The organism is Aquisalimonas sp. (assembly GCF_007120195.1).
Taxonomy (GTDB): Bacteria; Pseudomonadota; Gammaproteobacteria; order Nitrococcales; family Aquisalimonadaceae; genus Aquisalimonas.
In genome coordinates, this window is sequence record NZ_SKOG01000001.1 from 1 (window position 1) to 15727 (window position 15727).

Below are 15727 nucleotides of genomic sequence, written 5' to 3' on the forward strand. Positions count from 1 at the left end.
CTACGGCGAGGAGGCGCAACGCCGCCAGGGGCCGTCAGGGCCGCGACAATCGTAACGTTATTTGCGGGACAGGACACTAGTGTACTGAGTACATCCGGGAGCCCCCCAGCCGGGGATACTTGCTGTCCTGAGCCAACCGAGAAGGCCGACGTCCGGGGTTGATGTGTTTCAGTTCGGAAAAGCTATACAAGACTAATACATTTTGTGGCAGACTCCTGTTCGTGCCGGCATGACCGACACGGTATCCGTGAAGCATCAGCAGGGAGAACACTATGCCGCTGCCCCGTCTTCTGGCCGTCACCTGTGCCGCAGCGCTGCTGGCGGGGTGCCAGAGCCGACCACCCATGGACACCGTTGACCACGTCGATCTTCAGCGCTACATGGGCGATTGGTATGTGATCGCGAACATTCCCACTTTCCTTGAACGTGACGCTCACAACGCTGTCGAGCGATACAGCCTGAATGACGACGGCAGCATCGATACTGTATTCACCTTCCGCAAAGGTGGCTTCGACGGCGAGGAGAAACGATACAATCCGACAGGCTTCGTGCGCAGCAGCAACAACGCCGAATGGGGCATGCAGTTCATCTGGCCGATCAAGGCGGAGTTTCTGGTGATCTATCTCGACGATGACTACGAGCACACCGTGATCGGGCGAACGCGCCGGGATTACGTGTGGATTATGGCCCGCAAGCCAGAGATGCCGCGGCAGGATTACGAGCGCATACTCGCCTTCTTGGATGATCGCGGTTACGACACCGACGAAATTGAGAAAGTGCCGCAGCGCTGGTGAAAACCTCTCGAGGAACGAAAAGCTAGCGTCCTGTAACCGGTTTTCGGTTACAGGACGCTAGAGGGGTGAAAGAAGCTCCTGGAGGAAGTGCGGGACCAAGGCGGGTTCCAGGCCGATCATGAACACCACGCCCCAGGCGGCACCCCATAGATGGGCACTATGGTTGATGTTGTCCTGGGCCCGGCGCTCGGCCCAGAAGGAATACGTGACATACACGAGTGCGAAGACAATGGCAGGCACCGGGATGACAAAGACCAGCAGCATCGCCCACGGCTGGATGAGGATATAGGCGAACAGCACTGCGGCGACCGCGCCGGAGGCGCCCAGGCTGCGATACGCCACATCATGCCGGTGGCGGTACTGGCTGGGAAGGGCCGCAATCATGATCCCGGCGATGTAAAACAGTACAAAACCAAGGGTGCCGATGTGGGGGACGAGCACCTGTTCCATGACCCTGCCGAAGAAAAACAGCGTGATCATGTTGAACAGCAGATGCGTGGTGTCCGCGTGGATAAAGCCATGGGTAATCAGTCGCCACCACTCGCCACGCTGGACCCCCGGCGGCCAGTGGATCAGCGTGTGAAACAGGCTTGGTTGCTGCCAGGCAAGGAACGAGACAGCAACGGTGACGGCAATCAGTAGCAGCGTAATCGTCATGTTGTGCCCGGGGTTTGCGATAATGATGCTGTGATGTCATTCAGGCCGTGCCTGGAGGACGCCTCCATACGCTCCAGCCGCCAGTGTGACGCACGCGGTGCCCGATGGGATAGTCACGCAGCGCGGGTGCACCAGGCCACACGGCCCTAAACGAGGACGGTCCGACACCATGAACGCTTTCCGGACGCTTGCAGTAACCGAAGCCGACCGCAGCCAATGGCGTCAGCTCTTCGACGGTTATGCCGATTTCTATGGGATAGCCATGGATTCGGGGACTGCTGAGCGGGTCTGGCGGTGGTTGATGGATGACAGCCACGCACTGGAGGGCCTGATGACACGGAGCGCGGATGGCAATGCCGTCGCCATCGCCCACATTCGGGCCTGCCCACGGCCCCTCGGCGGCTGCGAAATCGGCTTCCTGGACGATTTATTCGTGGCACCCCATGCGCGCGGCAGTGGGGCCGCGGACGCTTTGTTCGAGGCCCTGTACGCACTGGCCAAAATCCGCGGCTGGCCATCCATCCGCTGGGTGACCCAGCACTCCAATCACCGCGGTCGGGCCTTCTACGATCGCTACACCGGTGGCCCGAGTGACTTTATCATGTACCAGTGGACGTGGCCGCCAGTTGACGGCCAGACAGTGTCTGGGAGGCCGCCGTTGGCAGAGTGAACCGGAATGTCGTGCCGCTGAGTTCCGGCCGATCAAGCCAGATACGGCCCTGATGGCTATCGATAATGGACCGGCAGAGGGACAGCCCAATCCCCATACCGCCTCGTTTGGTACTGAAAAACGGTTCAAAGAGGCGTGCTGCACGCTCTGGCTCGATTCCGGGGCCCGTGTCTCTGACGGTGATGACGACATTCCCGGTGTGGTCGCGTTCGGCGCAAACCTCAAGTCGGCGTTCGGTAGACGAGTGCTGCAACATCGCCTCGGTGCTGTTGCGTGCGAGATTGAGAATCACCTGCTGGATCAGGATAGAGTCGACCTCGACTTCCGGCAGGCCTTCAGCGACATTGATCACCAGTTCCACCCCGCTATGTCGGGCATCGGCGCGCAGCAAGATGGCGGCATCATGGATGAGCTGCGCGACCTCGATGCGCCGCCGTTGCGGTTCCCCGCTTGTCATATAGTCGCGCAATCGCGAGACGATATCGCTGATCCGCTCCGCGCTGTTGAGCGTTGCCGAAAGACCCTGCTGCAGACGTTCGAGGTCCGGCTCTCCCTGTTCGAGCATCCGCAGGCAGCTCCGCCCGCGTGTGAGCATTGCGGTTAGTGGCTGGTTGATTTCGTGCGAGATGGCGGAGGCAAGTTCGGTGACTGATGCTTGCCGGGATACCCGGGCCAGCTCGCTTAGGTAACGCCGCGCTTCGTCCCGCGAGCGAACCTCCTCGGTGATGTCGCGTGAGAAACTGACCAGCGTCTCTTCGAAGCCGTGCTGGACCAGCTGCACAGTCACCGTCGCCGGGAAAACCGTGCCATCGCCGGCCAGCATCCTGCGCTCGAAACGGATCCGTTTACGCTTGCGGAACTGTTCAACCTGGCGGGGGAATTCTTCCGCGCAGGCATCCACGTCGATGTCCCAGATCCACATTGCCTCGAGGCGCAATCGCTCGATCCCGAGGACCTCGGACGCCGTTTGATTCGCATAATACACCCTCCCGGAGGTCGTCACCCACAGCACCATCTCCGGGGCGTGATGGATAAGACTGCGCGTCGTGGCCAGTTCATCTTGTAGTGCGCGATACTCAGATCGACGCACTGGCTGGCCGCCGTCAAATGACGGCTCCTGGCGGAGGTCGCGAACGACGGCCAGCAGATACTCCTGGCCCGAGGCCATCACTGCGCTGGCCGAGACTTCCGCGGGGATGAAAACGCCACTGCGGTTACGGCAGGTCAGCGCCCGGGTGCGTGCGCCGCCCTGAGACAATACCTTTGCCTTGAACGCGTTGAATTGATTCATCTCAAACGGATGAATCTCCGCCATGGGTAACCCAACCAGCTCCTGGCGGGACAGCTCCAGCAGCTCTGCGGCCGCATCGTTGACCTCGCGTATGATCCCCTCATGCGGGTCAAGCACAAATACCGGTTCATTGATTGCACGAAAGAGTTGCTGGAAATCCACATTCAGCTCCCGTCAAGGTAAACGGCCTCGGCAAAGACGCCTGCGTTCGAGCTTGACTGACCTGTCAAGTCTGGGGACAACACCGGGGTTTCTCTGGAGTCCGACGCACCAATGAACTCTGTCAAGCAGCCTAAGTCATTGCTCAGACACGGTCCAGCGCTGGTGCTGGTTTGTGCGGCCGGCATCGTCGCGCTGAGTCTGGGCATGCGCCAGTCATTTGGCATCTTCATGCCGCACGTGAGCGAGCTCCTCGGCGGTAGCCGTGAGGTCTTTTCGCTGGCCATTGCCTTGCAGAACCTGATTTGGGGGCTGGCACAACCCGGGGTGGGTATGGTGGCCGACCGTTATGGCGCGCGCATCGTCGCCGGCGCCGGGGGCATGCTGTATGGGCTCGGTCTCGCGGCAACCGCCCTGGTCTCCACCGCCCTGGCCCTGAATATCAATTTCGGCCTGCTGATCGGACTGGGGCTGAGCGCGACGAGTTTTGTAGTGGTGCTCGGTGCGGTGGCCCGGGTTGTGCCGCAGGAGCGCCGCGGTCTGGCTTTCGGGGTGGTCACTGCCGTCGGGTCGTTCGGCATGTTCGCGGTTGTGCCTTTAGGGCAAGGGCTGGTGGCGGGGCTGGGCTGGCAGGGCGCCTTTTTGGCGCTCTCCGGGTTCGCCGTACTCATGGTGCTGATGGCGATGGGCTTTCCGGGCGCCCCGACTCAAGCGAGCGCATCCGGTGGACTAACCCTGGGGCAGGCGCTGCGCCAGGCCGCCGGCCACCGTGGATACTGGCTCTTGAACGCAGGGTTCTTCGTCTGTGGCTTCCACGTCATGTTCATCGCCACCCATCTACCTTCCTATCTGGTCGATGCGGGCCTCCCGGCAGCTGTGGGGGCCATGTGCCTTGCGCTGATTGGGCTGTTCAATATTATCGGGTCGTTTACTTTCGGGATGCTCGGCGACCGCCTGCGCAAGCCCCTGCTGCTCAGCGGCCTGTACTCTGGGCGGGTGGCTGTGATCACCGTCTTTATGCTTCTGCCGCTGACGGCGCCGGTTGCTTTAATCTTCAGCGCGGTGATGGGATTCCTGTGGCTGGGTACCGTGCCCCTAACCAGCGGCCTGGTGGCGCAGATCTTCGGTGCACGCTACATGGGCAGCCTGTTTGGTATTGTCTTTCTCAGTCACCAATTGGGGAGTTTTGTCGGTGCCTGGCTTGGCGGGCGAGTGTACGATGTAGCTGGTGACTACGGCGCTGTGTGGGTGCTCGCGATCGGCCTGGGTGCGGTGGCAGCGTTGCTGCATTTGCCGATTTCCGACAAGAGCGTTGTCAGCGAGGCGCCGCAACCAGGCTGAGTGGCGTTTGCGCGCGGGGAGCGCCAATGGCGTGTCGTGGGTGTGCTCCAGCGCATGCCGCTATTGCAGAGCGCGGAAAGCCGTTCACACTTCACAGGAGAAGGTCTGCTTGCGGAGGGGGTGCCATGGTGGCGCGTATCGTAGTTCCGGTTGACGGTTCCGACCGCTGTCTGGCGGCGCTAGGCCCCGCCCGCGCCTTGGCCGAGCAACTCGGGGTTCCACTGCGCGTTCTGTCCGTGGTTGCCGAGGGCAAAGAGGACACGGTTCGCCGCAATGAAGTCAATGCAGCCATGCATCGGCTCGGTCTCGACGCCGCGGAAGTGCAGGTCGTCAGCGCTGACAGCCCGGCCCATCGCATCCTGCTTGAGACCCAGACCGAGGAAGGGATCCTGGTTTGCATGACCAGCCATGCGCGCGGCGCGCTCACCGAGCTCGTGCTGGGGAGTGTCTCCAGCGAGATTCTGCGTCGGGCCCATCGTCCGCTCGTGATCACCGGGCCTCGCCTCTCGGTTCACTGGCACGGACCGGTGCGCTCGCTCGTGGTGTGTCTCGACAGTTCCACGCAGGCGGAGGTCGCACTGAATCATGCACTGGATCTGGGCCGCCAGCTCGGGGCCTCCATTCACCTGCTGCACGCTTCCCTGGAACATATACACGGGGGGCCTGAAACGGGTGAGGATGGCTCGGACTGGCTGACGGGTTCCGATTGGCATACCGGCGCATTCGGGGAAGTCCCGTCGGTTGCATCGGCGGAGGAGGACCCATATTGGGAGCGCCTTCGGCAGCGCGCGGAGCAGATTCGGGCGGAGTCCGGTCTGGAGACCGAGTGGCAAGTCGTTTATCGCCCCAACGCACCAACGGCCGTTACCGATTATGCCGATACGGTTCCCGGTGCGATGGTCGTAACCGGAACGCATGGTCGCTCAAGCCTGGAACGACTCGTGCTAGGCAGCTTCGCCACGGCCCTCATTCGCGGTGCAGGGTGCCCGGTCATGGTTGTTAGTTCCTAAGACTGCCGCCAGCATCCGGTGCGCAGTCGCAGTGACGGATTTCGTGTAGATTGAGGATCATTGGTCTGATTGTGACTGGGGAGATTTCGAATTATGGCCACTCCATCATCGGCAAGGCTCGACCTCGGGGGCGAGCAGCCTCTGTTCATCCACAGGATATCCATGGAGCAGCCGTGGGGCTGGGTGCAGGCGGGTTGGCACGACTTAAAACGCTGTCCCGGCACCAGTATTGGCTATGGGGCGATCTGGGTCATCGTGAGTCTGGCCCTGGTGGGCGGTCTCTGGGCGGCCGGTCAAGGCGCCTGGCTGCTGCCGCTGGTGGCGGGTTTCATGATCATGGGGCCTGTCGTCGCCATCGGCCTCTACGACATGAGCCGCCGCCTGGACAGTGGCACCAGGCCGTCGCTTCAGCAGTCACTACTCGCTTGGCGGGCGAATGCGACACAGATCGCCTTGTTGGGTGTGCTGCTGATGGTTTTCTTGCTCGCATGGATTCGCTTCGCGACATTGTTGTTTGCGTTGTTCTTCGGCGTCGAGATCCCCACCGCGGAAACCACGCTGGTGTACACGGATCTGCTGCTGACGGGTACAGGTGTGGCCCTGATTATTGTGGGCACAGCCATCGGCGCCGTGCTCGCTTTTACCGCGTTCGCCCTGAGTGTAGTCGCCATCCCACGCCTGCTGGACGAGCCACAGGCAAGCGTGCTTGAGGCGGTGATCACGAGCCTCGCGGTCGTCAAGCATAACCTGAAACCGATGCTGCTCTGGGGCGTTATCTTGAGTGCGATCACCTTCGTTGGCCTCGCCACCGCATTCATCGGCTTGGCCATTGCCCTGCCCATACTCGGCCATGCCAGTTGGCATGCGTATAAGGACCTCGTGGCGACAGAGGCCTGAGAACCCGCGTGACCGTCGGCTGTCCATGCCGATGGCGGGCAGCTTTGTGGCGATGTTCCTCGTGGACTGTGCTCGCCGGCATCGAGGTGGCGGGCTTGCCATCCGGAACACTGCGTCGGCTCCATAAGCGCGATCCGTCCCCCGCCTGGCGGCGGGTTCACGATTGGCCCGTGGCACACCCCTTGCCGCGGGGCGGGTTACGTTCCCGGCGGCGTTACCGATGTCCATCTGGCCGCATTCGACACGGCTGTTGGAACTAACCCCGACCCTCCCGCGTATATCCCCCGAATGCAGGCCAACACAGCGCGTTGGGCGGCTTTCAGAGATTCAGCCTTCGAGTGCGTAGCGAGGCTGAATCGGATTTGTAAGTCAATGGTAAGGAGATACCAATGAAACGAATGACAGCGACCACACTGAGCGTGATGCTCGGCTCAGCAATGATGCTGGGAATGGGCAGCCTTGCCGCCGAGGACCAGGCAAACGGCATGGATGACGACAAGTATATGTCGAGCAAGCCAGAGGGCGCCTTCCACGCGAATGACCTGATCGGTAACACCGTGAAGGGTGCGGAGGATGAGGAAGTCGGCTCCATTAACGACCTGATCATCGACGAGGACGGACAAATCGTCGGTGTGGTCGTGGGAGTTGGCGGATTCCTCGGCATTGGTGATAAGGACATCGCCATGTCTTGGGATGAAATCGAACTCACTCACGACGCGGAAGATGACGAGTACATCCTTCGCACAGATGCTGACGAAGAGATGCTCGATTCCGCACCTGAATATGACGGTGGCGAAGGCGGTATGCTCGAGTAACGGCGCACGGATCTGTGTCGTTCCTTACAGAGACGGATCTCTGGCAGCAGGGGCGTAGTACGCCCCTGCTGTTTTCGCGCTCTTACGGTGGGATCCTGACGCCGGAGGCATGCCTGCGCCCGGTCAAGTCGATTACAAACATTATGCCGGACCATGGCCCGGGTAAAAGTTCGGAGTAACGATGGACGACCCCGAGAGCGCTGAGGACCGGCAACTGCTGGACTTGAGCCCCGGTGAACGGCGCCTGGTGCGCTTTACGCTCGTCGCGTTTACTGCAGTGGCACTCGCCGGCCTTGCCGTGGCCGGGATCTGGGTGCTTGGGCAGATCATCTCTGCACTCCACCTGCTCGTTTTCCCCCTTGCGGTCGCCGGGGTGCTGGCGTTGGTCTTCTCCCCCGTCATCGCCGTATTGCAACGGTATGCCCGTTTACCACGTCTTGCCGCGGTGGTGACGCTGTTCGTGCTGCTGTTCCTTCTGTTGGCAGGCATCCTGCTGCTCATTGTCCCGACTGCTGTCAACCAGGGTGCCGCTTTCGTCAACGCCATACCGGATATGGCGGAGCGGGGGTACACCACGCTCTCCAACAAGCTTCCGCGACTCCTGCCGATGATCGAGGATGCCGCCGCAGGTCTTGATTTTGCGATGTTCCTGCCGGAGGCCGGTGAGGCGGCTGACGTGACCATGGACTATGTGGGACTGGTCGTCGGTATGGGATTCGTGCCGCTTTATCTTTTCTTTGCGCTACTCGTAGGCAGCAGGATCAATGAGAGCTTCAAGAAGTCCCTTTTTCTCTTCAATCATGAAACGCAGAATGAGGTGCTTTATCTCGGCCAGGTATTTGTTTCTTATGTGACGGCTTTTTTCCGCGGGCAGCTCGCCATCGCCTTGATTATGGGAGTCATCATGGCGACTGGGTTTACAATCGTCGGACTGGAAGGCGCCATATTCTTCGGCTTGGCCTTGGGGTTGCTTAATATAGTCCCCTATCTGGGGACAGTCCTCGGTATCGCGACGGTCTTGCCGATTGCATACATTCAGCCCGATGGTGGGCTACAGCTGGTCGCGCTGGTCGGTCTTGTGATCGCCCTGGCGCAGGGGATTGACGCGATCTTGTTGACGCCGAAAATCATGGCTGACCGCTCGGGGCTTCACCCCGTTGTTGTCGTTGTATCGATCCTTTTCTGGGGAACTGTCTTGGGTGGTGTGGTCGGCATGATTCTAGCGGTCCCGTTGACTGCCTTTCTGTTGACGTTAGGCCAACATATTAGAATGCGTTACTCCAAGACGATTCATCCGGACCGGATGCACAAGGAGTGGAAAACGTGAATAGGTAGTGGTTACAGTTGCATTTCCGCAAGACAATTGCATTATCCGTAAAAGTGTCTAGAGGAGAGTGGAATCATGGCAACAGAATCAAGTGGCCGTAGAACGACCGAGGAAGTTGCGGGAAAGGCCCATGAGACAGTGGATCGGGTCGCCGAGGGAGCTGGCAGGGCCGAGGAAGCGGCGCGGGAGCGCTTATCCGGGGCCGGCGACGAGGTCCGCGAAAAAGTCCAGTACGGAAAAGAACGTGCCGATGACCTCTTGGGATCGGTGAGTGGTTACATTCGCGACTATCCGTTGACAGCCATTGGCCTCGCGTTCGTGGCAGGCACACTCTATGCTTCCCTAAAACGTCGTCGCTAACCGGGGTGATACGGTAATGGGAGCTGTCCATGACGATCCAGTGAAGGATGTGACGGAGCTGGCTTTCATTATCGGTGCGGCGGTGAAGGACCTGGCACGGCTACTGGGCCTGGAGACGCAGCTGGCGCTCAGGACGATTGTCGTGATGTTAGTGCTGAGCGTGTTTCTCGCGTTAGTCCTGATTGCCGTATGGGGTTCGCTCGCGGTCGCTATCGCCGTAGGTCTGTATGAGTACACCATCCTCAATGTAACGGGCAGTGTGCTGGCTGTGTGTCTCTTGAATGTCGCGCTGGGAGGCGCAGTGGCCGTCACGTTGCGGCGGATGGCCAGGCGTCTTAGCTTCCCGGAGACGCGGATGGCGTTGCGCGCGCTGTTGTCCGCGGGGGCAAACGCCGAAGAGGGAGGGCAGTGATGGGCTACGTGTCCCTGCACCGGGAGATCAAAACGCAGCGGGGGCTTACGCTCACGCGCGCGGTGGAGGTGCGGCGTCGGTTAAAACGCGTCCACAGCCGTCTCCAGACACCGACAGTTGTACTCCCGGCATTTGTTTGCGGTGTAATCGTGGGCCGTTTGTGGCCGCAGCTGGTGCCGGTGCGGGAAATGGTCGCGACCCTGGTTGGCCTGTCCGCTGATGTGCGGCAGGTCAATGCCGCCCTTGGCCACCTGATGATGCTATTGCGGTGGCTCGACAACGGTCGCGAGTTGGACCGGCGGTCCGGGACGGTCGAAGTCGCACAAGACCGCTTGGCTTAACGAACGGTACTTAAGTATAATTTGGTATCCGACGTGCGTCATTTATTCTGGGATGTGGTCGCGTATGTCCCTTGGACAAACGGGGGCGACGGATGGTTAAGGCCGTCCGCCCTCGAAGCCAAAGGCTTTGCAGTTGCGCTACGGGATACAGGCGATGGTCACAAGGTGTAGCGAAGTCACGTCGAGTGCAAGACCGACCCCGGAAGGTGCCTGCGATGGATGATCTTCGCTCGCGGCTCACGGAAGAAATCCCGCACCTGCGGCGTTACGCCAGGGCGCTTGTCAGGGGTAACCGTGATGAGGCGGACGATCTCGTCCAGGAGTGCCTGGAACGGGCGCTGAGCCGGGCGTCGCAATGGGACCCGACCAAGGGCACGCGGTCTTGGCTATTTGGTATTATGCATAACAACTTTGTGTCATCCGTGAGGAAGCGCAACCGGCAGAGTGAACTCCAGCGCCGTTACCCGGCGGAGGACACAGTGCAGGCCAACCATGATCAGTCTTGTGAACTCGATCTGGTCCAGGAGGCTTTAGACAAGCTCCCGGCTGATCAGCGTGATGCCATTATTCTTATTGCCGTCTCAGGACTCTCCTACGAGGAGGCCTCGGAGGCGCTGTCGGTACCGGTGGGTACGGTTCGCTCACGCCTCTCCCGGGCCCGGGAGGCGCTGCGGTCCCGGATGTCCGCCTCCCCCGTCGACGCGGGCGCTGACGCCCGAGCAGTAGCGGCCGACAGGGGCATGTCATGACCGGAACGCATTCTAAGCTTGGCCTTGATGTCTTAAGCGACTATGTCGCCGGTGAGCTTGATGAGCAAGCCCGGCAGGAAGTCGAGCGGCAGCTTGCACAAAGCCCGGAAGACCAGGCGCGCGTGCGTGCCTACCAGCTCCAGTCTGATGCGCTCTATCGGGCCTACGAGCCGGTGCTCGATGAGCCGATCCCTGATCGACTCCTTGCCGTCCTGACACCGACCGAGCGCGCTGACGTTAAGCCGTTACGCTCATCCCGCTCCCGGTCCAGGGTCATCTTCAGTGGTGCAATGGCGGCAAGCCTGGCGCTTGCAGTCGGTGGCCTCGCCGGTTGGCTCGTTCGCGGGCACCTGATTGAGCAGGAGGCGCAAGAGCTGGCCATGGCCATTTTCCTGGACGAAGCGTTCAGCTCGTACTCCCTATACGCGGCTGATGATTCCCCATGGCGAAACGCTGGCGCCCAGGACGATCCCAGCGCGTTCGGTCAGTGGTTCCAGGAGGAATGGGAGCTGGAGGTGGCAGTCCCTGACCTTTCCGAAGCCGGATACACCTTCGTCGGTGGGAGGGCGTTGCCAGAATCCCGCGGCTCGACAGGGCAGGTGGTCTATGAGGATGCGGATGGCAACATGATCGCCCTCTATTTCCAGTACGCACAAGATGACGCTCCGATCAGGGTGGCCCGGGGGGGGCGTGAGGGCAGCCTGTTCGAGTATGAAGACGACGTCTTCGCCTATTACTGGGCCGCCGCGTCGGGTCAGGCCAATTATGCCGTTCTGGGACGCTTGGGTTCAGACGACCTGACGGCGCTTGGGGAAAAGCTTGTGGGACAAGTAGACTGAGCGCTTGCAGCCGCTTGCGAGGTCATGCCGCCAATGGCTCACCCTTCAACCAAGATTGCCCGAGTCGAGGTTACTGTTGCGCCTTGCCTCCTCGACTGTTTCACACGGCTTGGCTGTGCGGGGCTTTTGCTGATACATGGCCTGGTCCGCGGCGTGAAGGAGTTGGCTCGCCGAGGGCGCGTCAATGGGGTAGAAGGCAATGCCGACGGAGGCCGTTACCCTAAGCGACAAATTCCCGATGCTAACAGGTTGGCTTGCCACGCGCTGCACTTCTTGGCTAACCCGGGCCGCCTCTTGACTGCTCCTTAGCCCGTCCAGAATAATCCCGAACTCGTCGCCACCGAGTCTTGCCACCGTTTCATAGTGGCGTACACAGCCGGCCAACCGGCTCGCAATAATCGCCAGCAACTGATCGCCGATGAGGTGACCGTGCTGGTCATTGATTGCCTTAAAGCAATTCAAGTCGATAAACAGCACGGCGACAATCCGGTTTAACGGCGCCGCTCGCCGAATTGCCTCTTGCAGGCGGTCCATGAGGGCGTTGCGGTTCGGCAGGCCTGTCAGGGCATCGCGGGCGGCGGCGATCGCGGGCGCGTGATTCGCGTAAGCAGGCCTTATGACGAGCATGCCGGCCTGGCTGCCCTCCGAAAACGCGCACCCCCCGGAAACCATAACCCGTTGCCGGTTCTCCGCGCGGTCAATGATGTGACTCTCGAAGTCGGCGACTTGTCGATCGACAACCAACCGCTCAAGGATGCGCACCGGGTCGCTCGCCTGGCCGAAAAACACAGCCAGGTCCTGTCCGATAAGCTCTGAAACCGCCACCCCGAAAAGCGCTGCGGCTGCCGCATTGGCATAAAGGCATTTCCAGTCCGACACGCGGATGACCACCACCGGGGTGGGTACGGCATCGAGCAGTTCCTGCGTTACCGCGACTTCCGACAGCGCGCCACGAACACATTCCCCCTCGCGATCACAAATAGAGCCGTGCCCGTCGTGCTCGCCACGCAGTTTATCGCCAGTTGCGGTAATTGGTAAGGACATCGTGTCATCTCCCGGGTCAGTGCCTGATCAATCGCCCCTCCATGGGTTCAGGCGGAATGGTGCTTCACTCCATGCGGTGACCGTCCTAGGCCCAGAGTCCATTGGCATGCTCGCATGGCGTCTGCAGCAAAACCCCTGACCAAAGTTGTACCGCTTGTCCGTTTGCGTAGGTACGCCGCGGTGGAGATGATGGTTCCATCGCACCCTTCAGTACGCCGATTAGGCCGCTGCATACTCGTCGGAACTGGAACGGCCTCCATGCCGTACTTGGATGCATGCCAAAACGACTGCCGGTAGAGCGAGACATGACGCGCGTTGGGACCGCGAACACAACCCGGAAGCTGCCAGGAGGTTCAACCCTTTGCATACGCGGATCGACGACGGTTTTTGGTTCTGGCCGGTGCTCTACAACGCGCTCGCCGCCGTTGCGGCCCTACTCACGGCGGCCAGCGATGTCCTGCTGGATAGGCAGACTCCGCTCCTCGGCGTTGTGGTCATGCCCATTGATCTCAGTATGGAGATCCTGAGTACGCTCTCCGTCGCGATCCTGACGATGACGGCGATTACCTTCTCCACCATGATGGTTGTGCTGAGCACCTATTCCACGCAGTTCTCACCGCGCGTGCTGCAAAACTTCATCGCCGATCGTTCCACACAGCACGTGCTTGCCGTCTTCAGCGCCGGGTTCACGTTTTCCTTAATTGCGCTCTTTTTCACCAACGAGACGTTGACCGGGGAGGTATTGCTCAGTCCACTTGTGGGGGTTGGCTGGGGATTGGCGGGAATCGCTGCATTCGTCTACTTCATCCACCACTCGTCGGTATGGATGCGGGTGAATAACCTGATCGGCACCCTCGCCCTGGAGACAGAGAAGACAGTCGAGCGGGTGACCACGCGAGCGATTTCCGACCTGCGTGCACCCCTTCAGGATGAAGACCGCAGCCGACTGGAGCGACGGGGGGGTACCCCAATACACGCACCCACCTCGGGCTACGTCATCTTTGTGGATATGCGGCGGCTCTTCGAGCAAGCCCGGCGAGACGACGCCATCGTGGACATGAATACCCGTATTGGCGCGTACATCATGGAGGACGTCCCGGTGATGACGGTTTACCCCGAACACGCGGGTACGGTTGACGCACCAGTGTATCGCGACGCCATCAGGATCGGCGACGAACAGATGGAAGCCCAGGACGTGGCATTCGGCTTGAGGAAGCTGGTGGAAATTGCATTACGGGCCATCTCGCCGAGTGTGACGGATCCCTATACGGCAGCAGCGTGCGTGAACCGGATGACGCCCATTTTGGTCATGTTGGCGCAGCGCGACCGACGCATGTCGGCCTTCTACGATCAAGGCGGGGCGCTTCGGCTGGTTGCGGTCGACCTTTGGTTCGAAGATTATCTTTTCAGGGCGTTTCACGAGATACGCCACTACGGGCTCCGTGACGTCACAGTGATCACCTCAATTGTTGATTCACTGACCCTGGTGGCGCGCGCCGACGACCACGACTGCCACGAAACGCTGTGGCAATTCGGCCTACAGACCGCTGCCGCATTCGATGAAGCCGCCACCATGGAGGCCAGCCGGGAGTACGTGCGTCACCGCATGGCGCTGCTGGCAGAGGCGACGGGACGTACGGAGGCGTACAGGGGAATGCAGATGCTGACCCCCCTGCGGGATGGAAGTTGACATGCATGGGTGAAAGGGGAGTGCGACATATGGATCTCTTCGAGGATGCACGATCCAGGCTCTACGAGGTGCTCGAGCGCCTGGAGGTCAGCGACGACGTTCGGGAGCGGTTGTCCCAGCCCGTTTTGTCACTACAGGTCAGCATTCCGGTCCGCATGGACGATGGTCACTTGTGCGTCTTCAAGGGCTGGCGTGTGCAGTACAGCAACATCCTCGGGCCCACCAAGGGCGGTATCCGCTTTCACACGAATGTGAACCAGACGGAAGTGACCACCCTGAGTTTCTGGATGGCTGTGAAATGCGCCGTGGTCGGGCTGCCGTATGGCGGCGGCAAAGGCGGTGTGGAGGTGGATCCGAAATCACTCTCGCTCCTGGAGCTCGAGCAGCTTGCCAGAGGCTATATCCGCGCCATCGCCGATGTCATCGGGCCGGATCGGGATATCCCGGCGCCGGATGTGAATACAAACGCCACCGTGATGGGCTGGATGGCGGACGAGTATGACCACATTGTCCGCAGGCAAACCCCTGCCGCCATAACGGGAAAACCCGTCGAGCTCGGCGGCTCCATCGGCCGGGTGGCCGCCACAGGCCGGGGGGCGCTGCAGGTCCTCGATCTCTGGGTGGAGCGTGAAGGGCGGTCTCCGGAAGATCTCACGGTTGCAATACAGGGGTTTGGCAACGCCGCCTACCATTTCGCCAGCCTCGCCCACCAGAAGGGGTATCGAATCGTCGCTCTATCGGATTCTCAAGGGGCGATTCACAGTGAGAAAGGGCTTGAACCCGATCCGATTTGGGAGGAGAAAACCCGTAACCGCGACCTCACGGGCATGGTGTATTGCGACGACTCGGTGCGAGGCCAAGCGGATCGGGTGCAGGAGATCCCTCAGGATGCGTTGCTTACGCTCGATGTGGACGTCTTGGTGCTCGCGGCGCTGGAAGACCAAATCCACGAAGGCAATGTGGATGACGTGCAGGCCGGTGCGATCCTGGAGATCGCCAACGGCCCACTGACCAGCGCCGCGGACGCTGCGCTGTGGAAACGCGGCGTGCCCGTGCTGCCGGACGTGCTGGCCAACACCGGTGGGGTGATCGTGAGCTACCTGGAATGGATTCAGAACCGCACCGGGGATTACTGGGACGAAGCGACCGTGAATCAGCGCCTGGCCGAGCGCCTGGGCAAGGAAACGGGCCGCGTCCTGGACCGGGCCGAGGAGGAAGGGGTCAGCTATCGAACGGCCGCCTACCTGGAGGGGGTCGAGCGGATCGCGACTGCGATCAACCGGCGGGGGAACCGTCAGGACTGGGATTGAACCCCGTCTGGCAAGCGGTGT

General features: G+C 60.9%; 17 protein-coding genes. 14 read left to right on the forward strand and 3 right to left on the reverse strand.

What is annotated here, in order from left to right; translation table 11 throughout:
• Positions 1–272: 272 nt before the first annotated feature.
• On the forward strand, positions 273–794 hold the full coding sequence (locus tag QZT63_RS00005; protein WP_290647564.1) for a lipocalin family protein: 522 nt from the start codon (positions 273–275) through the stop codon (positions 792–794).
• Positions 795–851: 57 nt separating this feature from the next.
• Here QZT63_RS00005 and QZT63_RS00010 read toward each other — a convergent pair whose 3' ends face one another.
• Positions 852–1451: a rhomboid family intramembrane serine protease gene (locus tag QZT63_RS00010; protein WP_290647566.1), complete on the reverse strand. Its 600-nt coding sequence runs from the start codon at positions 1449–1451 to the stop codon at positions 852–854.
• 169 nt (positions 1452–1620) lie between these two features.
• On the opposite strand from QZT63_RS00010, the gene QZT63_RS00015 reads away from it, so the two are divergent.
• Positions 1621–2121: a GNAT family N-acetyltransferase gene (locus QZT63_RS00015; RefSeq protein ID WP_290647568.1), complete on the forward strand. Its 501-nt coding sequence runs from the start codon at positions 1621–1623 to the stop codon at positions 2119–2121.
• On the opposite strand, the gene QZT63_RS00020 is transcribed toward QZT63_RS00015, so the two are convergent.
• A complete protein-coding gene (locus tag QZT63_RS00020) occupies positions 2051–3574 on the reverse strand; it encodes an ATP-binding protein (RefSeq protein WP_290647570.1) in 1524 nt (507 codons plus the stop codon). The genes QZT63_RS00015 and QZT63_RS00020 overlap by 71 nt on opposite strands.
• 111 nt (positions 3575–3685) lie before the next feature.
• Between QZT63_RS00020 and QZT63_RS00025 the strand changes: the two genes are divergently transcribed.
• The 10 genes from QZT63_RS00025 to QZT63_RS00070 all read left to right on the forward strand — a co-directional run bounded on the left by QZT63_RS00025 (position 3686) and on the right by QZT63_RS00070 (position 11662).
• Entirely contained in the window at positions 3686–4912 is a 1227-nt protein-coding gene (locus tag QZT63_RS00025) for an MFS transporter (RefSeq protein WP_290647572.1), read from the forward strand.
• Positions 4913–5037: 125 nt separating this feature from the next.
• A complete protein-coding gene (locus tag QZT63_RS00030) occupies positions 5038–5922 on the forward strand; it encodes a universal stress protein (protein WP_290647574.1) in 885 nt (294 codons plus the stop codon).
• Positions 5923–6015: 93 nt separating this feature from the next.
• Positions 6016–6819: a DUF2189 domain-containing protein gene (locus QZT63_RS00035; protein ID WP_290647576.1), complete on the forward strand. Its 804-nt coding sequence runs from the start codon at positions 6016–6018 to the stop codon at positions 6817–6819.
• A 389-nt stretch (positions 6820–7208) separates the two neighbouring features.
• Positions 7209–7634 (forward strand): PRC-barrel domain-containing protein, encoded by a 426-nt coding sequence (locus QZT63_RS00040; protein WP_290647578.1) that lies wholly within the window; start codon positions 7209–7211, stop codon positions 7632–7634.
• A 181-nt stretch (positions 7635–7815) separates the two neighbouring features.
• Entirely contained in the window at positions 7816–8961 is a 1146-nt protein-coding gene (locus QZT63_RS00045; protein WP_290647580.1) for an AI-2E family transporter, read from the forward strand.
• A 75-nt stretch (positions 8962–9036) separates the two neighbouring features.
• Complete coding sequence (locus QZT63_RS00050; protein ID WP_290647581.1) at positions 9037–9321, forward strand: hypothetical protein; 285 nt, start codon at positions 9037–9039, stop codon at positions 9319–9321.
• Positions 9322–9337: 16 nt separating this feature from the next.
• Positions 9338–9733: a hypothetical protein gene (locus QZT63_RS00055; RefSeq protein WP_290647582.1), complete on the forward strand. Its 396-nt coding sequence runs from the start codon at positions 9338–9340 to the stop codon at positions 9731–9733.
• A complete protein-coding gene (locus tag QZT63_RS00060) occupies positions 9733–10074 on the forward strand; it encodes a hypothetical protein (RefSeq protein ID WP_290647583.1) in 342 nt (113 codons plus the stop codon). The genes QZT63_RS00055 and QZT63_RS00060 overlap by 1 nt, the downstream gene beginning before the upstream one ends.
• Positions 10075–10289: 215 nt before the next feature.
• Entirely contained in the window at positions 10290–10823 is a 534-nt protein-coding gene (locus QZT63_RS00065) for an RNA polymerase sigma factor (protein ID WP_290647585.1), read from the forward strand.
• Complete coding sequence (locus QZT63_RS00070) at positions 10820–11662, forward strand: hypothetical protein (protein ID WP_290647587.1); 843 nt, start codon at positions 10820–10822, stop codon at positions 11660–11662. Before QZT63_RS00065 ends, QZT63_RS00070 begins: the two co-directional genes overlap by 4 nt.
• Positions 11663–11707: 45 nt before the next feature.
• Here the strand turns inward: QZT63_RS00070 and QZT63_RS00075 are convergent, their stop codons facing one another.
• On the reverse strand, positions 11708–12706 hold the full coding sequence (locus QZT63_RS00075) for a GGDEF domain-containing protein (RefSeq protein ID WP_290647589.1): 999 nt from the start codon (positions 12704–12706) through the stop codon (positions 11708–11710).
• A 361-nt stretch (positions 12707–13067) separates the two neighbouring features.
• Between QZT63_RS00075 and QZT63_RS00080 the strand changes: the two genes are divergently transcribed.
• Together QZT63_RS00080 and QZT63_RS00085 are read left to right on the forward strand one after the other, a co-directional pair.
• The gene (locus QZT63_RS00080; protein ID WP_290647591.1) at positions 13068–14396 is read left to right on the forward strand and encodes a DUF2254 domain-containing protein; all 1329 of its coding nucleotides are present in this window, start codon (positions 13068–13070) and stop codon (positions 14394–14396) included.
• A gap of 29 nt (positions 14397–14425) precedes the next feature.
• Positions 14426–15706: a Glu/Leu/Phe/Val dehydrogenase gene (locus QZT63_RS00085; RefSeq protein WP_290647593.1), complete on the forward strand. Its 1281-nt coding sequence runs from the start codon at positions 14426–14428 to the stop codon at positions 15704–15706.
• The last annotated feature ends 21 nt before the right edge of the window (positions 15707–15727 follow it).

What these genes read in the sequence shown, in the direction of transcription:
- QZT63_RS00050 (WP_290647581.1), top strand. Translation starts at nt 9,037, where the DNA reads ATGGCAACAGAATCAAGTGGCCGTAGAACGACCGAGGAAGTTGCGGGA.
- QZT63_RS00070 (WP_290647587.1), top strand. Translation starts at nt 10,820, where the DNA reads ATGACCGGAACGCATTCTAAGCTTGGCCTTGATGTCTTAAGCGACTAT.
- QZT63_RS00005 (WP_290647564.1), top strand. Translation starts at nt 273, where the DNA reads ATGCCGCTGCCCCGTCTTCTGGCCGTCACCTGTGCCGCAGCGCTGCTG.
- QZT63_RS00065 (WP_290647585.1), top strand. Translation starts at nt 10,290, where the DNA reads ATGGATGATCTTCGCTCGCGGCTCACGGAAGAAATCCCGCACCTGCGG.
- QZT63_RS00025 (WP_290647572.1), top strand. Translation starts at nt 3,686, where the DNA reads ATGAACTCTGTCAAGCAGCCTAAGTCATTGCTCAGACACGGTCCAGCG.
- QZT63_RS00040 (WP_290647578.1), top strand. Translation starts at nt 7,209, where the DNA reads ATGAAACGAATGACAGCGACCACACTGAGCGTGATGCTCGGCTCAGCA.
- QZT63_RS00055 (WP_290647582.1), top strand. Translation starts at nt 9,338, where the DNA reads ATGGGAGCTGTCCATGACGATCCAGTGAAGGATGTGACGGAGCTGGCT.
- QZT63_RS00015 (WP_290647568.1), top strand. Translation starts at nt 1,621, where the DNA reads ATGAACGCTTTCCGGACGCTTGCAGTAACCGAAGCCGACCGCAGCCAA.
- QZT63_RS00035 (WP_290647576.1), top strand. Translation starts at nt 6,016, where the DNA reads ATGGCCACTCCATCATCGGCAAGGCTCGACCTCGGGGGCGAGCAGCCT.
- QZT63_RS00010 (WP_290647566.1), bottom strand. Translation starts at nt 1,451, where the DNA reads ATGACGATTACGCTGCTACTGATTGCCGTCACCGTTGCTGTCTCGTTC.
- QZT63_RS00075 (WP_290647589.1), bottom strand. Translation starts at nt 12,706, where the DNA reads ATGTCCTTACCAATTACCGCAACTGGCGATAAACTGCGTGGCGAGCAC.
- QZT63_RS00030 (WP_290647574.1), top strand. Translation starts at nt 5,038, where the DNA reads ATGGTGGCGCGTATCGTAGTTCCGGTTGACGGTTCCGACCGCTGTCTG.
- QZT63_RS00045 (WP_290647580.1), top strand. Translation starts at nt 7,816, where the DNA reads ATGGACGACCCCGAGAGCGCTGAGGACCGGCAACTGCTGGACTTGAGC.
- QZT63_RS00060 (WP_290647583.1), top strand. Translation starts at nt 9,733, where the DNA reads ATGGGCTACGTGTCCCTGCACCGGGAGATCAAAACGCAGCGGGGGCTT.
- QZT63_RS00085 (WP_290647593.1), top strand. Translation starts at nt 14,426, where the DNA reads ATGGATCTCTTCGAGGATGCACGATCCAGGCTCTACGAGGTGCTCGAG.